14 protein-coding genes and 1 other RNA gene are annotated in these 17,109 nt (G+C 71.7%); 14 read left to right on the plus strand and 1 reads right to left on the minus strand.

What is annotated here, in order from left to right; genetic code table 11:
- Window positions 1-42 precede the first annotated feature (42 nt).
- Window positions 43-219: a hypothetical protein gene (locus tag E1J50_RS27210; RefSeq protein ID WP_165937822.1), complete on the minus strand. Its 177-nt coding sequence runs from the start codon at window positions 217-219 to the stop codon at window positions 43-45.
- Window positions 220-423: 204 nt separating this feature from the next.
- Here E1J50_RS27210 and rnpB point away from each other — a divergent pair.
- The 14 genes from rnpB (at window position 424) to E1J50_RS08880 (ending at window position 17,058) form a co-directional block, all read left to right on the plus strand.
- Window positions 424-822: RNase P RNA component class A (gene rnpB, locus E1J50_RS08815), an RNA gene on the plus strand.
- A gap of 329 nt (window positions 823-1,151) precedes the next feature.
- Window positions 1,152-2,213 carry a 16S rRNA (cytosine(1402)-N(4))-methyltransferase RsmH gene (gene rsmH, locus E1J50_RS08820; protein WP_132252575.1) on the plus strand — a complete coding sequence of 354 codons (1,062 nt, stop codon included), beginning with the start codon at window positions 1,152-1,154 and terminating at the stop codon, window positions 2,211-2,213.
- A complete protein-coding gene (gene ftsL, locus E1J50_RS08825; RefSeq protein WP_132252577.1) occupies window positions 2,210-2,665 on the plus strand; it encodes a cell division protein FtsL in 456 nt (151 codons plus the stop codon). The genes rsmH and ftsL overlap by 4 nt, the downstream gene beginning before the upstream one ends.
- Window positions 2,666-2,881: 216 nt before the next feature.
- Window positions 2,882-4,612, plus strand: a complete 1,731-nt coding sequence (locus E1J50_RS08830; RefSeq protein WP_132252650.1) for a peptidoglycan D,D-transpeptidase FtsI family protein — start codon at window positions 2,882-2,884, stop codon at window positions 4,610-4,612.
- A 16-nt stretch (window positions 4,613-4,628) separates the two neighbouring features.
- Window positions 4,629-6,104, plus strand: coding sequence for a UDP-N-acetylmuramoyl-L-alanyl-D-glutamate--2,6-diaminopimelate ligase (locus tag E1J50_RS08835; RefSeq protein WP_132252579.1), 1,476 nt, complete (start codon window positions 4,629-4,631; stop codon window positions 6,102-6,104).
- An 8-nt stretch (window positions 6,105-6,112) separates the two neighbouring features.
- Window positions 6,113-7,576, plus strand: a complete 1,464-nt coding sequence (locus E1J50_RS08840) for a UDP-N-acetylmuramoylalanyl-D-glutamyl-2,6-diaminopimelate--D-alanyl-D-alanine ligase (RefSeq protein WP_132252652.1) — start codon at window positions 6,113-6,115, stop codon at window positions 7,574-7,576.
- A gap of 112 nt (window positions 7,577-7,688) precedes the next feature.
- On the plus strand, window positions 7,689-8,774 hold the full coding sequence (mraY, locus tag E1J50_RS08845) for a phospho-N-acetylmuramoyl-pentapeptide-transferase (RefSeq protein ID WP_132252581.1): 1,086 nt from the start codon (window positions 7,689-7,691) through the stop codon (window positions 8,772-8,774).
- Between the two features lie 55 nt (window positions 8,775-8,829).
- Window positions 8,830-10,197: a UDP-N-acetylmuramoyl-L-alanine--D-glutamate ligase gene (gene murD, locus E1J50_RS08850; RefSeq protein ID WP_132252583.1), complete on the plus strand. Its 1,368-nt coding sequence runs from the start codon at window positions 8,830-8,832 to the stop codon at window positions 10,195-10,197.
- A 120-nt stretch (window positions 10,198-10,317) separates the two neighbouring features.
- A complete protein-coding gene (locus E1J50_RS08855) occupies window positions 10,318-11,484 on the plus strand; it encodes an FtsW/RodA/SpoVE family cell cycle protein (RefSeq protein WP_132252585.1) in 1,167 nt (388 codons plus the stop codon).
- A complete protein-coding gene (gene murG, locus E1J50_RS08860) occupies window positions 11,481-12,590 on the plus strand; it encodes an undecaprenyldiphospho-muramoylpentapeptide beta-N-acetylglucosaminyltransferase (protein ID WP_132252587.1) in 1,110 nt (369 codons plus the stop codon). Before E1J50_RS08855 ends, murG begins: the two co-directional genes overlap by 4 nt.
- 48 nt (window positions 12,591-12,638) lie before the next feature.
- Window positions 12,639-14,045 (plus strand): UDP-N-acetylmuramate--L-alanine ligase, encoded by a 1,407-nt coding sequence (gene murC / locus E1J50_RS08865; RefSeq protein WP_132252590.1) that lies wholly within the window; start codon window positions 12,639-12,641, stop codon window positions 14,043-14,045.
- A 204-nt stretch (window positions 14,046-14,249) separates the two neighbouring features.
- The gene (murB, locus tag E1J50_RS08870; protein ID WP_132252592.1) at window positions 14,250-15,170 is read left to right on the plus strand and encodes a UDP-N-acetylmuramate dehydrogenase; all 921 of its coding nucleotides are present in this window, start codon (window positions 14,250-14,252) and stop codon (window positions 15,168-15,170) included.
- 62 nt (window positions 15,171-15,232) lie between these two features.
- Complete coding sequence (locus E1J50_RS08875) at window positions 15,233-16,156, plus strand: D-alanine--D-alanine ligase (RefSeq protein ID WP_132252594.1); 924 nt, start codon at window positions 15,233-15,235, stop codon at window positions 16,154-16,156.
- On the plus strand, window positions 16,123-17,058 hold the full coding sequence (locus E1J50_RS08880; RefSeq protein ID WP_132252596.1) for a cell division protein FtsQ/DivIB: 936 nt from the start codon (window positions 16,123-16,125) through the stop codon (window positions 17,056-17,058). The genes E1J50_RS08875 and E1J50_RS08880 overlap by 34 nt, the downstream gene beginning before the upstream one ends.
- Window positions 17,059-17,109 lie beyond the last annotated feature (51 nt).

The raw sequence follows: 17,109 nt of genomic DNA on the forward strand, positions 1-17,109 counted from the left end.
GCCGGCGGCGAGGCTCCCGCGAGCGCCTCGCCGCGAGCCCCGTCAGCCCGCGCCGGTCTCGGCGGCGGGCGTGATGCCGAGCTCCGCGAGCTTGGCCGAGACGGCCTCGATCGGCCGCTTGAGCTTCAGGCTCATCACCGAGACGGGAATGCGCTCGCGCGCCATCTCGGTCAGTTGCTGGACGGTCTCGAGCGTCCAGGTCGTGTCCTGCATCGCCATGGTCGCCTCCTCATCGCGTCAGGGGTCGCGCGTGCGGCGGGGCGCCGGCCGAAGGCCCGGAGCCCTCGGCCGCGACGCTAAAGCGGGCGCCGCAGTCATACAACCGAGAGGTGAAATTCCGGGCATGCCCGGCCGATGGGCAGCGCGGCGAACGGGTCGATGCGCTTGACCGGGCCCGCGCCGCGGCGCACATCCCGGCCCGGATCAGTCGGCCGGGCGGCCGCTCCGGACCTTCGCGTCCGGGGAGGAAAGTCCGGGCTCCATGGAGAGACGGTGCCGGATAACGTCCGGCGGGGGCGACCCCAGGGACAGTGCCACAGAAAGCAGACCGCCCTGCATGCAGGGTCAGGGTGAAAGGGTGCGGTAAGAGCGCACCGCGGACGCGGCAACGCGGACGGCACGGCAAACCCCACCGGGAGCAAAACCGAATAGGGGCGACACGCTCCCCGCGAGGGGAGCAGGCCCTCTCTCCAGGCCGGTCGCCCGGGTTGGTTGCTTGAGGCGGTCGGCAACGACCGTCCCAGAGGAATGGCCGCCACGTGCGGGCCGGCCGCGAGGCCGGTCCGCGCCCTACAGAACCCGGCTTACAGGCCGGCTGATCCGCCTCGAGGCCCGCGATTTTCCGCAGCTTCCTTACCCTCGGTTAACCTTGCTGAGGTCTGATCGGCGCCTGCGATCCTGCGGTTGCATGCGTTGACGATCCTCAGAGCCCCATGGTACCCGCCAACATCCCGTCAACGGCGTATCTCGGAGCGGCGGACGCGCCTCGCGTTCGCCGAGCGGCCGGCCGTGCGCGCACCCTTGGCCGCGCTTCGGAGAACACCTCGACGATCCGGCCCCCATGGCGGCGGGCCGAGGATGCTGCAGGCAGCCATGCTCGAACCCATTCCGGACGACGCCGTCAGGATTCCGCTCCATCTCGCGAGGCCGCGATGAGGCGCCCGGCCAAGGGACAGGGCCCGGCCGAGGGCCGGGGCAGTCCCGCCGCGCCGCACGTGCCCGTGCTGCTCGGACCCGTGCTGGAGGCCCTCGACCTCGCGCGTCCGGGTCTCTCGGTCGACGGCACCTTCGGCGCCGGCGGCTACACCCGCGCGCTGCTCGCCGCCCATCCCGAGGAGCGCGTCGTCGCGATCGATCGCGATCCGGGCGCCGTCGCGGGCGGTCAGGGGCTCGTCGCGGAGGCGGGCGGCCGGCTCCGCCTCGTACCCGGACGCTTCGGTGACCTCGACGCGATCCTGCGCGACCTCGGCGAGGCGGGGGCCGACCGGGTGGTGCTCGACATCGGCGTCTCCTCGATGCAGCTCGACCAGGCCGAGCGCGGCTTCTCCTTCCGGCACGACGGTCCCCTCGACATGCGCATGGAGCGGGCGGGCGCGAGCGCGGCCGACCTCGTGAACGGGTCCGAGGAGGCGGAGCTCGCCGACATCCTGGTCCATTACGGCGAGGAGCGCCGCGCCCGCGCGGTCGCCCGCGCCATCATCGAGCGGCGCCGCCGCGCCCCCATCGAGACGACGGCCGACCTCGCCGACCTCGTTGCCGGCGTGGTCCGCGCCGACCCGGCCAGCGGCATCCACCCGGCCACGCGCACCTTCCAGGGCCTGCGCATCGCCGTGAACGACGAGCTCGGCGAGCTGGTGCGGGCGCTGCACGCGGCCGAGCGCGCGCTCCGGCCGGGCGGGCGCCTCGCGGTCGTGACCTTCCACTCGCTGGAGGACCGCATCGTGAAGCAGTTCTTCTCCGCCCGCAGCGGCCGGGCGGTGCAGGCCTCGCGGCACGTTCCGAGCGTCGAGCGCCCCGTGCCCAGGAGCTTCGAGCCCGTCACCAAGGGGCCGGTCCTGCCGAGCGAGGCCGAGATGGCGGAGAATCCCCGCGCCCGCTCGGCCAAGCTGCGCGCGGCCGAGCGCACCGACGCTCCCGTGCCGGAGCCGCTCGCAGCCATCGAGATGCTGGCGAGCCTGCCGGCCAGCACCACTCGCGGAGGGTCGCGCCGGTGATCCGTCTCCTCAACGTGCTCGCCGTCCTCGGCCTCGTGGCCTCGGCGATCTACGCCTACTCGACGAAGTACGAGACCCTGAATCTCGCGGGCCAGGTCTCGAAGCTGAAGAGCCAGGTCCACAAGGAGCGGCAAGCCATCGCCGTGCTGCGGGCCGAGTGGCAGCTCCTGACGCGGCCGGACCGCCTGCAGGCGGCGGTGGAGAAGCACATCGCGCTGGAGCCGATCGGCACCGAGCACCTCGCCCGCCTCTCCGACCTCCCGGCCCGCCCCGAGCGCGGCGACGAGATCGGCCGGTTGCTCGCCGCGACGGCGACGCCGAAGGAGAAGCCGTCCGCCGCCGAGCCGCGCACCACCGGCTCGATCACCCGCACCGTCACGACCACGACCCGGCCGGCGACGACCCACACGCCCAAGGCCGGCCCCACCGCTCCCACGACGGCTTCGAGGTAGTTCCCCGTGTCCGAAGACGCTCATCCCGGCCGCGGCGCGCCTCACGGCGGCGAGGACGGCATCACCCCTCACCATGCCGCCGAGGACGTCGCGGCCTACGAGGCTTCCTCCGTGCAGGAGGAGGCGTCGGGGCCGGAGGCCGGCTGGGACGCGCCGCCGGACGAGGCGGGCGCGCACGAAGCCCCGCAGCCCGGAGCGCCGCGGGACGGCGCCGCGATGCGCCTCGTGCGGGCCATGTTCCGCCTCGCGATCGAGCGCTCCTACACCCGCGTCGGCCTCGTCGGCCTCGCCTTCGCGGGCGTGTTCGGCGCGATCAGCGTGCGCCTCCTGATGATGGCCGCCTTCGGCGACCCGCCGAGCCAGGAGCACCGGGTCGCGGCCGCCGCGACGACGGCGATCCGCCCCGACATCGTCGACCGCAACGGCGAGGTGCTCGCCACCGACATCCGCACCGTCTCGGTCTTCGCCGAGCCCGGCAACATCTACGACAAGGACGAGGCGGTGGAGCTTCTCACCGCCGTCCTGCCCGACCTCAACGCCACGGAGCTGCGCGCCAAGCTGACGCCGAAGCCCGGCAAGAAGGGCGTCGGCTTCGTCTGGGTGAAGCGCGAGCTGACCCCGAAGCAGCAGGCCGAGGTGCATCGGCTCGGCATTCCCGGCATCGGCTTCCTGCCCGACCACAAGCGGGTCTACCCGAACGGCACCGCCGCCGCCCACGTCCTCGGCGTGACGAACCTCGACAATGTCGGCATCGCCGGCATCGAGAAGTACATCGACAACCAGGGCAACAAGGCGCTCAACGAGTTCGGCCTCATCGAGAAGCAGACCGACCTGAAGCCGGTTCAACTCTCGATCGATCTGCGCGCCCAGTTCGCCGTGCGCGACGAGCTCGCCAAGGGCATCGAGCACTTCCGGGCCAAGGCCGGCGCCTCGATGATCATGGACGTGACGACGGGCGAGGTCATCGCCCTCGTCTCGATGCCCGATTTCGACCCGAACAACCCGGTCGACGCGCTCTCGGACGACCGCATCAACCGCATGAACGTCGGCGTCTACGAGATGGGCTCGACCTTCAAGGCGATGACGCTCGCCATGGCGCTGGAATCGGGCAAGTACAACGTCAACTCGACGTTCGACACCCGCGGCGGCGTGCTGAACTGGGGCCGCCAGAAGATCCACGAGTATCACGGCACCAACCGCGTCATCACCATGCCGGAGGTGTTCACGCACTCCTCCAACATCGGCTCGGCCAAGATGGCGCTCGGCGTCGGCGTGCCCGGCCACAAGGCCTTCCTCAAGAAGATGGGCCTGCTCGACCGCCTGCGGACCGAGTTGCCGGAGAGCGCCTCGCCGATAATCCCGCCGCGCTGGACCGAGATCAACACGATCACCATCGCCTTCGGCCACGGCCTCGCGGTGGCCCCGCTCCAGGCGTCGGCCGCGGTGGCCGCGATCTCGAACGGCGGCTTCCTGATGACGCCCACCTTCCTCAAGACGACGCCCGAGGAGGCGATGACCAAGGCGACGCGCGTGCTGAAGCCCGAGACCAGCGAGGCGATGCGCTTCATCATGCGCCTCAACGCCGTGGAGGGCTCCGCCAAGAAGGCGGCGATCCCCTACTACTTCGTCGGCGGCAAGACCGGCACGGCCGAGAAGGTGATCAACGGGCGCTACGTGAAGAACCGCCTGTTCACGACCTTCATGGCGGCCGCGCCCATGGACAAGCCGAGATACCTCTTCGTCACGCTCATGGACGAGCCGCAGGGCCTGCCCGAGAGCGGCGGGTACGCCACCGCGGCCTGGAATTCGGGCGTGGTGACGGGCAAGGTGATCGAGCGCGTGACGCCGATCCTCGGCCTGCCGCCCTATTTCGAACCGCCGGCCAAGCCCTTCCCGCTCATGGTGAAGCTCGGCGCCTATCACGCGACGCAGGTGGGCGGCCCGTGACCGGAGGGTGCGCGCGATGACGGCGATCGGCCCGACGCTGAGTGACCTGTTTCCCGCCGCCCCGACCGACGGGGCCGGGGACTACGTGGTCGCGGGCCTCACCGCCGACTCGCGGAAGGTGGCCCCTGGCTTCGTGTTCCTGGCGGTGCCGGGCACCCGCGTCGACGGCAAGGCCTTCGCGGCAGGCGCCGTCGCCGCCGGCGCCATCGCCGTCGTGGGGGAGGGCGCGCCGCCGGCGGACCTCGACCCCGACGTGCCCTGGATCGCCGTCGAGGACGTGCATCGCTGCCTCGCCCTCGCCGCCGCCCGCTTCCACGGCCTGCAGCCCGAGACCGTCGTCGCCGTCACCGGCACGAGCGGCAAGAGCTCGGTCGCCGACTTCACCCGCCAGATCCTCGCCCGCCTCGGCCGCGAGGCGGCAAGCCTCGGCACGGTCGGCATCGTGACGAACCGCGGCGCCTCCTACGGCTCGCTGACGACGCCCGACCCCGTCTCGCTGCACCGGACGCTCGCCTGCCTCGCCCGGCAGGAGGGCATCACGGACCTCGCCATGGAGGCCTCCTCCCACGGCATCGTGCAGAGGCGGCTCGACGGCGTGCGGCTGTCGGCGGTCGGCTTCACCAATCTCGGGCGGGACCATCTCGATTATCACGCCACGGTCGAGGAATACCTCGCGGCGAAGCTGCGCCTGTTCACGACGCTGGCTTCACCCGGCATTCCGGCGGTCATCAATGCGGACGGCGCCTATGCGGAGCGCGTCGTCGCCGCGGCCGAAGCCAACGGGCTCGACATCCGCACCACGGGCCGTGCCGGCACCCACATCCGGCTCGAGGACACCCGCACCGAGGGCTTCGCGCAGGTGCTCCGCCTCGTCGGGCCCGGCGGCAGCCACACGGTGCGCCTGCCCCTCGTCGGCGGCTTTCAGGTCGAGAACGCCCTCGTGGCGGCGGGCCTCGCCCTCGCGACCCCGGCCGGCGCCGCCGATCCGGCCGCCGTCTTCGCGGCCCTCGATCACCTCGCGGGCGTCCCCGGGCGCATGGAGCGGATCGGCGAGGTCGGCGGTGCGCTCTGCCTCGTCGATTACGCCCACAAGCCGGAGGCGCTGGAAGGCGTGCTGACGGCTCTGCGCCCCTTCGCGACGGGCCGCCTCGTCCTCGTCTTCGGCTGCGGCGGTGACCGCGACCGGGGCAAGCGCCCGCTGATGGGCGCCATCGCGGCGCGCCTCGCCGACCGCGTCATCGTCACCGACGACAACCCGCGCAGCGAGGAGCCCGCCGCGATCCGCGCCGCGATCCTGGAGGCCGCGCCCGGCGCGGTCGAGATCGGCGACCGGGCCGAGGCGATCCGCGCGGCCGTGACGGGTCTCGGGCCGGGCGACGTGCTCGTCGTTGCCGGCAAGGGTCATGAAACCGGCCAGATCGTGGGGGATCGCGTGCTCCCGTTCTCGGACCACGACGTGGTCCGCGCCGCGATCGCGGAGGTGAAGGGATGACCGACCAGATGACCGACGCGCCGCTCTGGACCGCGGAGAGCCTCGCCGCGGCGACCGGCGGCCGCCTGCAGGGCGAGGCCCGGCCGATCACCGGTGCCTCGATCGACACGAGGAGCCTTCAGCCCGGCGACCTGTTCTTCGCGATCCGCGGCGAAGCCCGCGACGGGCACGATTTCGTCCCCGATGCCCTGAAGCGCGGAGCGGGCGCCGCGGTCGTCGCCGAATCCCGCGCCGCGGAACTGTCCGGGCACGGTCCCGTCCTGGCGGTGCCGGAGGGTTCGGCCGATCCGGTCCTCGACGCCATGACCCGCCTCGGGCAGGCCGCCCGCGCACGGACGGGCGCCGCGATCGTCGCGGTGACGGGCTCCGTGGGCAAGACCGGCACCAAGGAGGCCCTGCGCCACGTGCTCTCGGCGCAAGGAGCGACGCACGCCTCGGTCGCCTCCTACAACAATCACTGGGGCGTGCCCCTCACGCTGACCCGCATGCCGGCCGGTAGCCGCTTCGGCGTGTTCGAGATCGGCATGAACCACGCCGCCGAGATCCTGCCGCTCGCCGCGATGGTGCGGCCGGACGTGGCCCTGATCACCACGGTCGAGCCGGTCCATATCGAGCATTTCCGCTCGCTCTCGGCCATCGCCGACGCGAAGGGCGAGATCTTCTCCGGGCTGAAGCCCGGCGGGGTCGCCGTGATCAACCGGGACAACCCGAACTTCCCGCGCCTGCTGGCCCACGCGCAGGCCTCGCGCGCCGGCCGCGTCGTCACCTTCGGCGAGCATCCGGACGCCGACGTGCGGGCGAACCGCATCGTCCTGCGCCCCGACCTGTCGGTGGTCGACGCCAGCGTGATGGGGATCCCCGTCACCTACCAGCTCGGCACGCCGGGCCGCCACGTCGCCATGAACTCCCTCGGCGTGATGGGCGTCGTGCACGCGCTCGGAGCCGACCTCGCCCGCGCCGCGCTCTCGCTCGCGGCCTTGAAGCCGCCCGTCGGCCGCGGCGAGCGCACCGCGCTCTCGATCAAGGGCGGAGAGGCCTTCCTCGTCGACGAGAGCTACAACGCCAACCCGGCCTCGATCCGCGCCGCCTTGGCGACGCTCGCCGCCATCGAGACCGGTCCGCGCGGGCGCCGCATCGCCGTGCTCGGCGACATGCTGGAACTCGGCGAGGCGGCCGAGCGCCACCACCGGGAGCTCGCCGCCGCCGTCGAGGCGAGCGGGATCGATCTCGTCTTCACCGCAGGGCCCCTGATGCGCCACCTCTTCGAGGCGCTGCCGGTCGGCCGCCGTGGGGTCGCCTGCGCCACCTCCGCCGATCTCGTCGATCCGCTCCTCGGCGCCCTGCGATCCGGCGACGCCGTGATGGTGAAGGGCTCGAACAGCATTCGCATGGGACGGATTGTCGAGGCGCTCAAAGCCCGCTACGCGGGCGGCGCTGACCAGCGCGGGGCGGCCCTCTCGGCGGCCCCGTGACATCGCTATTCGCGCCGCGAGCCTCCCTCGGGCGGGCGCGGACGGGCCGGAGGTCGCCGCACCCTCCCAAGCCCCGCTTCCCACTTCGAACCCTGCTGCGGCCGAGCCCCGGATGCTGTATCTCCTGTCGGACTTGAGCGGCTCCTTCTCGCCCTTCAACGTCTTCCGCTACATCACCTTCCGCACCGGCGGCGCGCTCTTCACGGCGGGCCTGTTCGTGTTCTGGTTCGGCCCCTTGATCATCTCGCTGCTGCGCCTGCGGCAGGGCAAGGGCCAGCCGATCCGCGAGGACGGGCCGCAATCCCACCTCCTGACCAAGCGCGGCACGCCGACGATGGGCGGGCTGATGATCCTGGCCGGCGCCATCGTGGCGGTGCTGCTCTGGGCGAACCCGCGCAACCACTACGTCTGGATCACCCTCGTGGTGACGCTGGGCTTCGGCGCGATCGGCTTCTACGACGATTACCTCAAGGTCACGAAGCAATCCCACAAGGGCTTCTCGGGCAAGTTCCGGCTCGCGCTGGAGGCGCTGATCGCGATCTCCGCCTGCACGATGATCGCGGTCTACTCGCCGGCCGCCCTCCAGAACCAGCTCGCCTTCCCCGTCTTCAAGGACGCGCTCCTGAATCTGGGCTGGTTCTACGTGCTGTTCGCGGGCTTCGTGATCGTGGGCGCGGGCAACGCGGTCAACATCACGGACGGTCTCGACGGCCTCGCCATCGTGCCCGTGATGATCGCCTGCGGCACCTTCGGGGTGATCGCGTACCTCGTCGGAAACTCGTTCACCGCCAACTACTTGCAGGTGAACTACGTGCGCGACACGGGCGAGCTCGCGATCGTCTGCGGCGCGGTGATCGGTGCGGGCCTCGGCTTCCTCTGGTTCAACGCGCCGCCCGCGCAGATCTTCATGGGCGATACCGGCTCGCTCGCGCTCGGCGGCCTCCTCGGCACCGTGGCGGTGGCCACGAAGCACGAGATCGTGCTCGCCATCGTCGGCGGCCTGTTCGTCCTCGAGATCATGTCGGTGATCATCCAGGTCGCCTCCTTCAAGCTCACGGGCAAGCGCGTCTTCCGGATGGCGCCGATCCACCACCATTTCGAGCAGAAGGGCTGGAAGGAGCCGCAGGTCGTGATCCGCTTCTGGATCATCGCCGTGATCCTGGCGCTCGCCGGCCTCGCGACGCTGAAGTTGCGCTAGCGGCGACGATATGGTCCTTCGGCGGCGAAATCGTCGCCCGCGTACCGGAAGGCCCATGACCCCCGTCACAACCTACGAAGGGCGCCGCGTCGCCCTGTTCGGCCTCGGCGGATCGGGGCTCGCGACCGCGCTCGCCCTCCGGGCCGGCGGGGCCGCGGTCGCGGCCTGGGACGACAACCCGGCGAGCCGGGAGCGGGCGGACGAGCAGGGGATCGAGACCGTGGATCTCCGCGAGGCCGAGTGGTCGGACTTCGCCGCGCTGATCCTGTCGCCCGGCGTGCCGCTGACCCATCCCGAGCCGCACTGGACGGTGGGCCTCGCCCGCGCGGCCGGCGTCGCGGTGATCGGCGACGTCGAACTGTTCTGCCGCGAGCGGGCGAAGAGCGCCCCGGGCGCCCCCTTCATCGCCATCACCGGCACGAACGGCAAGTCGACGACGACGGCGCTGATCGCCCATCTCCTGCGCGCGGCGGGGCACGACGTGCAGATGGGCGGCAACATCGGCACGGCGATCCTGTCGCTGGAGCCGCCGATGGCGGGCCGCGTCCACGTGATCGAGCTGTCCTCTTTCCAGATCGACCTGACGCCCTCGCTCAAGCCCTCGGTCGGCATCCTCCTCAACATCACGCCGGACCACCTCGATCGCCACGGGACGATGGAGCAGTACGCGGCCATCAAGGAGCGGCTGGTGGCGGGCGCCGACCTCGCGGTCGTCGGCATCGACGACGGGCCGAGCCGGCTCATCGCCGAGCGGCGGGAGGGCCCGACGGTGCGCGTCCACGTCGCCGGCCCGACCGAGGCGCTGACCCCCGTCGACGGGCTCGTCGCCCGCGAGGGCGTGATCCGCGAGGGCGAGGCGGTGGTGGCGGAGCTGTCCGGCATCGGCTCGCTGCGCGGCGCGCACAATTGGCAGAACGCGGCCGTGGCGGCCGCCGCCGTGCGCGGCCTCGGGGTGACGGGGGAGGCCCTGCAGGCCGGTCTGCGCAGCTTCCCCGGCCTGCCGCACCGGATGGAGGAGGTGGCCCGGCGCGGCCGCGTGCTCTTCGTCAACGATTCGAAGGCCACGAACGCCGACTCGACCGAGAAGGCACTCACCGCCTTCCGCGACATCCACTGGATCCTCGGCGGCAAGGCGAAGGAGGGCGGCATCTACCCGCTCGTTCCCCTGTTTCCCCGCGTCGCCCACGCCTACCTGATCGGCGCGGCGAGCGACGCCTTCGCGGCGACGCTCGAGGGCGCGGTGCCCTACACCCGCTGCGAGACGCTCGACGCGGCGACCCGCGCCGCGGCGGAGGGCGCCGCCGCCTCCGCCGCGCCCGAGCCCGTGGTGCTGCTCTCGCCGGCCTGCGCCTCCTACGACCAGTTCCGCAGCTTCGAGGAGCGCGGCGACCGCTTCCGCGATCTCGTGCGGGCGCTACCCTGAGTCGTAACGCCCGTCAGAAACCGATAACCATAAGAGACCCTTTACCATTCGGGCACAGGATCGCCGCCGGCTGTCGGACGCTCCCCCCGGGCGTCCCCCGGACGGAGCACGCCGCTTGCCATGATGTCCCGCGCGGAACGCACGCCCCTGACCGACTGGTGGTGGACCGTGGACCGCGGCCTGCTCGCCGCGCTCGGTGCCCTGATGGTGGCGGGCCTCGTCTTCCTGATGGGCGGCGGCCCGCCGGTGGCCGAGCGCATCGGCCTGCCGACCTTCTACTTCCTGAACCGCCAGGCGCTCTACCTCGCGCCCACCATCCTCCTCATCGTCGCGGTCTCGTTCCTGTCCCTGCGCCACGTCCGCCGGATCGCCCTCGTGACCTGGCTTCTGGGCGTCGTCCTGTGCGTGCTCGCCGGCAAGTTCGGCCCTGAGATCAAGGGCGCGCACCGCTGGATCCAGTTCGGCTCCTTCGGCCTGCAGCCCTCGGAATTCGTGAAGCCCGCCTTCGTGGTGGTGGCGGCCTGGGCCTTCTCGGAGGGCGCGCAGCGCCGCGACATGCCCGGCGGCTTCCTCGCCATCCTGCTCCTGCCCATCACCATCGTGCCGCTGATCCTGCAGCCCGATTTCGGGCAGACCATGCTGATCACGATCGTCTGGTGCGCCCTGTTCTTCGTGGCCGGCCTGCACTGGTTCTGGGTGGCGGGACTCGGCGCCCTCGGCCTCATCGGCGTCTTCACCGCCTACACGTTCCTGCACCACGTGCGCGAGCGCATCACCCGCTTCCTCGACAAGGATTCGGGCGACAGCTTCCAGGAATTCTGGTCGCGCGAATCGTTCCGCTCCGGCGGCTGGTTCGGCACCGGGCCGGGGGAGGGGGTGGCCAAGCGCCACCTGCCCGACGCACATACGGACTTCATCTTCTCCGTCACCGGCGAGGAGTTCGGCGTGCTGGTCTGTCTCGGTCTCGTGGCCCTCTTCGCTTTCATCGTGATGCGCGGCCTCAAGCTCGCGCGGCGCACCGACGACACCTTCACGCGCCTCGCCATCACGGGCCTGACCACCCTGTTCGGCCTGCAGGCCTGCATCAACATGGCGGTGAACACGCGCCTGATGCCCGCCAAGGGCATGACGCTGCCCTTCGTCTCCTACGGCGGCTCGTCGCTGATCTCGCTCGCGCTCGGCATGGGCTTCCTCATCGCGCTGACCCGCAAGCGCCCCCGCATGACCATGCTCAGCCAGAAGCCGCCCGGCACCGCGCCCGCCACCGTCGCGGGAGTGATGCGGTGACGGTCTTCCAGGCGACGATCCTCCTCTGCGCCGGCGGCACGGGGGGGCATCTCTTCCCGGCCGAGAGCCTCGCGCACGCCCTGCGCGACCGGGGCCTGCGCGTCGCGCTCGCCACGGACGCGCGGGTCGATTCGATCGCGCAGGACTTCCCGGCCTCCGAGATCGTCACGATTCCCTCGGCCACGCCCTCGGGGCGCTCGCTGGTGCGCCGCGCCGGCGCGCTCCTCACCCTCGGGCGCGGCTTCGGGGAGGCGGCCCGCCAGATCCGGCGCATCAACCCGGCCGTCGTCGTCGGCTTCGGCGGCTACCCGACCGTGCCGCCGATGCTGGCCGCGCAGATCCTGCGCGTGCCGACCGTGCTCCACGAGCAGAACGCCGTGATGGGCCGGGCCAACGCCTTCCTGGCCCGCGGCGCCCGCACCCTCTGCACGGGCTTTGCCGAGGTGCGCGGGGTGCCGGACAAGGCGCGGGCGCCCCGCATCCACACCGGCAATCCGCTGCGCCCGGCCGTGATCGAGGCGGCCGGGATCGCCTACCCGCCGCTCGGCCCCGGCGACGACCTGCGCCTCCTCGTCTTCGGGGGCAGCCAGGGTGCCCGCGTGATGGGCGAGGTGGTGCCCAAGGCCGTCGCGCAGCTGCCCGCGGACCTGCGCGCCCGCCTCGTCCTCGTCCAGCAGGCCCGGCCCGAGGACCTGACGGCGGTCCAGAACGAATATCTCGCGATGGGCCTGCGCGGCATCGAGGCCGCGCCCTTCTTCCGCGACCTGCCGGGGCGGATGGCGGGAAGCCACCTCGTCGTCGCGCGCTCCGGCGCCTCGACGGTGTCCGAACTCGCCGCGATCGGCCGGCCCGCGATCCTGGTGCCCCTGCCCGGCGCCCTCGACCAGGATCAGGCGGCCAATGCCGCGACGCTCGCTCGCATCGACGCGGCGCTGGCGATTCCGCAGAGCGCCTTCACCCCCGACCGGCTCACGGCCGAGCTCGTCGACCTCTTCGGAAATCCCGAAAAATTGACCCGGGCGGCCGCAGCGGCCAAAAGCGCGGGCATTCACGACGCCGCCGAGCGTCTCGCCGCGGTCGTCCTCGAGACGGCTTCCCGCACCTGACAATCCCGATTCTGCGCTCACCGCGCCCGAACGGAACGGTTCTGAACCATGAAGCTGCCCGACAAGCTCGGACCCATCCACTTCATCGGCATCGGCGGCATCGGCATGTCCGGCATCGCCGAGGTGATGCACAACCTCGGCTACACGGTGCAGGGGTCGGACGCGAACGACAACGCCAACGTCCGGCGCCTTTCCGAGAAGGGCATGCGCACCTTCGTGGGCCACGCGGCCGAGAACGTCGAGGAGGCGGCCCTCGTCGTCGTCTCGACCGCGATCCGCCGCGACAACCCGGAATTGGTGGCCGCCCGCGAGCGCCGCCTGCCCGTGGTGCGCCGCGCCGAGATGCTGGCCGAGCTGATGCGCTTCAAGTCCTGCGTGGCGATCGCGGGCACCCACGGCAAGACGACGACGACCTCCCTCGTCGCGACGCTGCTCGATGCCGGCAACCTCGACCCGACGGTGATCAACGGCGGCATCATCAACGCCTACGGCACCAACGCCCGCATGGGCGAGGGCGAGTGGATGGTGGTGGAGGCCGACGAATCGGACGGCACCTTCCTGAAGCTGCCGGCGGACGTCGCCATCGTCACCAACATCGACCCCGAGCACCTCGACCATTTCGGCTCGTTCGACGCGGTGAAGGACGCCTTCCGGCGCTTCATCGACAACATCCCCTTCTACGGCTTCGCCGTGATGTGCATCGACCACCCGATCGTGCAGGACCTCGTCGGGCACATCGAGGACCGGCGCATCATCACCTACGGCGAGAACCCGCAGGCCGACGTGCGCCTCATCGACGTGGATCTCCGCGGCGGCCAGAGCCGCTTCCGGGTGATGATCCGCGACCGGCGCCCCGGCTTCCGGATGGAGATGGAGGACCTCGTTCTGCCGATGCCCGGCAAGCACAACGCGCTGAACGCGACCGCCGCGCTCGCCGTCGCGCACGAGCTCGGCGTCTCGGCGGAGGCGATCCGCAACGCGCTCGCGGGATTTGGCGGCGTCAAGCGGCGCTTCACCCGCACGGGCGAGTGGAACGGCGCGCAGATCTTCGACGATTACGGGCACCATCCGGTGGAGATCAAGGCGGTGCTGAAGGCCGCCCGCGCCTCGACGGACGGATGCGTCATCGCCGTGGTGCAGCCTCACCGCTACACCCGCCTGCAGACGCTGTTCGACGATTTCTGCACCTGCTTCAACGACGCCGACACCGTCATCGTCGCCCCCGTCTACGCGGCGGGCGAGCAGCCGATCGAGGGCATCGACCGGGACAGCCTCGTGGCGGGCCTGAAGTCGCGCGGGCACCGGGACGCGGTGGCGCTGGAGCGCTCGGAGGATCTGGCCGGCATCGTCGCGGGCCACGCCAAGCCCGGCGATTACGTGGTGTGCCTGGGTGCGGGCAACATCACGCAATGGGCCTACGCCCTTCCGGGAGAGCTCGCGAGCCTGAAGGGGTGAGGGCGGCTCAGGCGGCTGCGCGCTCGGGCACGATCTCCGCGACCGCGTCGCCGCGTGCCCGAGCCGGCGGCCGGTGGAGATGGACCGCCGGCTCGGGCTGCGTTCCGCCGCGCGGGTGAGGACGACCCCTCTCGCCATGCCGCCCCCGTCCCGCTATCGCGGCATCACTCCGGCGGCCTGCCCCCGCCTCTAGCGAACGCCAGCATGACATTCCCCGACCTGATCGATGACATTCGCGCCAGAGCGCCCCAGCTCCGCGGCCGGCTCCTGGCGAACCAGCCGCTCTCCGACCTGACGTGGTTCCGCGTCGGCGGCCCGGCGCAGGTGCTGTTCACCCCCGCCGACGAGGAGGATCTCGCCCAGCTCCTCGCCGCCCTCGATCCGGACGTGCCGGTGACCGTGATCGGCCTCGGTTCGAACCTCATCGTGCGCGACGGCGGCGTGCCGGGCGTGGTGGTGCGCCTCGGCGGCAAGGCCTTCGGCAGCGTCGAGATCGACGGCGAGAGCCTGCGCGCCGGCACCGCCGTGCCGGACATGCGGCTCGCCAAGGCCGCGGCCGAGGCCGGGCTCGACGGGTTGGCCTTCTTCCGCGGCATTCCGGGCTCGGTCGGCGGAGCGCTCCGCATGAACGCGGGCGCCCACGGCGGCGAGACCACCGACGTCCTCGTCGAGGCGCGGGGCGTCGACCGGCGCGGCGCTCTGCGCACCTTCACCCACGCGGAGATGGGCTTCGCCTACCGGCATTCGTCCGCGCCGGACGACGTCATCTTCACGAGCGCGCTGTTCAGGGGCCGGCCCGGCGACCGCACGGCGATCGAGGCGGAGATGGAGCGCGTCACCGCCGCCCGCGAGGCCGCCCAGCCGATTCGCGAGCGCACCGGCGGCTCGACCTTCAAGAACCCGCCGGGGGGCAAGGCGTGGCAGCTCGTCGACGCGGCCGGCTGCCGGGGCCTGACGGTCGGGGGTGCCCAGGTCTCCGAGATGCACTGCAACTTCCTGATCAACCGGGGCGGCGCCAGCGCGGCCGACATCGAGGGCCTCGGCGAGGAGGTCCGCCGGCGCGTGCGCGAGACTGCCGGAATCGAGCTGCACTGGGAGATCAAGCGGATCGGCATCGCGGCCTGATCGGGATCGCTGCCGTCGACGCCCTCCCAACGTCCCATCCTCCCCAACCCACGAGGCCGCCCATGTCCAAGCACGTCGCCGTCCTGATGGGCGGATGGTCCTCCGAGCGAGAGATCTCGCTGCGCTCCGGCACCGCCTGCGCCCGCGCCCTGGAGGAGCAGGGCTACCGCGTCACCCCCGTCGATGTCGGACCCGACGTCGCGACCGTGCTGACGGAGCTCAGGCCGGATGCCGCCTTCAACGCGCTGCACGGCCCGGCCGGCGAGGACGGCACCATCCAGGGCCTCCTGGAGCTCCTGAAGATCCCCTACACCCATTCGGGCGTGCTCGCCTCGGCGCTCGCCATGCACAAGGAGCGTGCCAAAACGATCATGCACGCGGCCGGAGTCAGCGTGCCGGAGGGCCGCGTCGTTAACCGTCATGATGCAGCCAGAGCACACCCGTTAACCCCTCCCTACGTCGTCAAGCCGATCGCGGAAGGCTCCTCGATGGGGGTCATCATCGTGCGCGACGGGCGCTCTCACCCGCCTCAGGAACTCGGCCGCGAGGACTGGACGTACGGGGAGCAAGTCCTTGCGGAGACTTACGTTGCGGGCCGCGAGCTGACCTGCGCGGTGATGGGCGACCGGGCCCTCGGGGTGATCGAGATCAAGCCCGCCTCGGGGGAGTGGTACGACTTCGACGCGAAGTACGCCGCGGGGGGGTCGATCCACGTGCTGCCGGCAGAAATTAAACCAAATGTTTACCAGCGTGTCCAAGAGTTGGCGTTAACGGCGCATCAAGCACTGGGCTGCCGGGGCGTCAGCCGTGCCGACCTTCGTTACGACGATACACCGGGAGGAACCGGTGCCCTCGTCGTGCTGGAGGTCAACACGCAACCCGGCATGACCCAGACGAGCCTTGTGCCGGAGATCGCAGCCCATGCTGGCTTGAGTTTCGGTGAGCTCGTCCAATGGATGGTGGAGGACGCTTCTCTGGGCCGCTGAGCCCCGCCGGGTACCCCGGTGACGGCGGCCTGCGCGCGCGCCTCGCGGCCCGGCTGCCCCGGTTCCTCCGCCGCAGCCGCCGCCTGCGGCCCGTGACCCCGATCGCCGAGCGCCTGCCGCCCTACGCCGGCACGCTCGGCCTCTCCGCCGCCTTCGCCCTGGTCGCCGTCTCGGGCTTCGTGGCGAGCGGGCGTTACGACGCCTTCGTCGCCGAGCACGGCCGCCCCCTCGACATCGCCGCGCGGCTCGCCGGTTTCGGCGTCGAGCGCGTGACGATCTCCGGCATCTCCCGCATGTACGAGCGCGAGGTGCTGCAGGCCGCCGGCATCGACGGGCGCTCCTCCGTCGTCTTCCTCGACGTGACCGACGTGCGCGAGCGCCTGATGCGGGTGCCGCTCATCGCCAGCGCCTCCGTGCGCAAGCTCTACCCGAACGAGATCGTCATCAACCAGGTGGAGCGCGAGCCCGCCGCCCTCTGGCAGAAGAACGGCGAGCTCAGCGTCATCGCCGCCGACGGCACCGTGATCGACACGATGCGGGACGACCGCTACGCGAGCCTGCCCCTCGTGGTGGGTGACGAGGCCAACACGCGGCTCGGCGAGTATCTCGGCCTGATCGCCGCCGCGGGCGCCCTCGGCGAGCGCGTCAAGGCCGGCACCTTCGTCTCCGGCCGCCGCTGGACCCTGAAGCTCGACGGCGTCGACGTGCGCCTGCCCGAGCGCGGGGCGGCCGAGGCGCTCGCCCGGCTGGTCAAGCTCGAGCGCGAGGCGAAGATCCTGGAGAAGGACATCATCGCGGTCGACCTGCGCATGCCGGACCGCGTCGTGGTGCGCCTGACCGAGGAGGCCGCCGCCGCCCGGGCCGAGAGCCAGAAGAAGCCGAAGAAGGGGACGGCGACATGAGCGCTGCCGTCATCCGCCCCTCCGCGCCCGTCCCCGTCTCCTTCGTCCGGT

The sequence above is a fragment of the Methylobacterium segetis genome (assembly GCF_004348265.1).
GTDB classification, from domain to species: domain Bacteria; phylum Pseudomonadota; class Alphaproteobacteria; order Rhizobiales; family Beijerinckiaceae; genus Methylobacterium; species Methylobacterium segetis.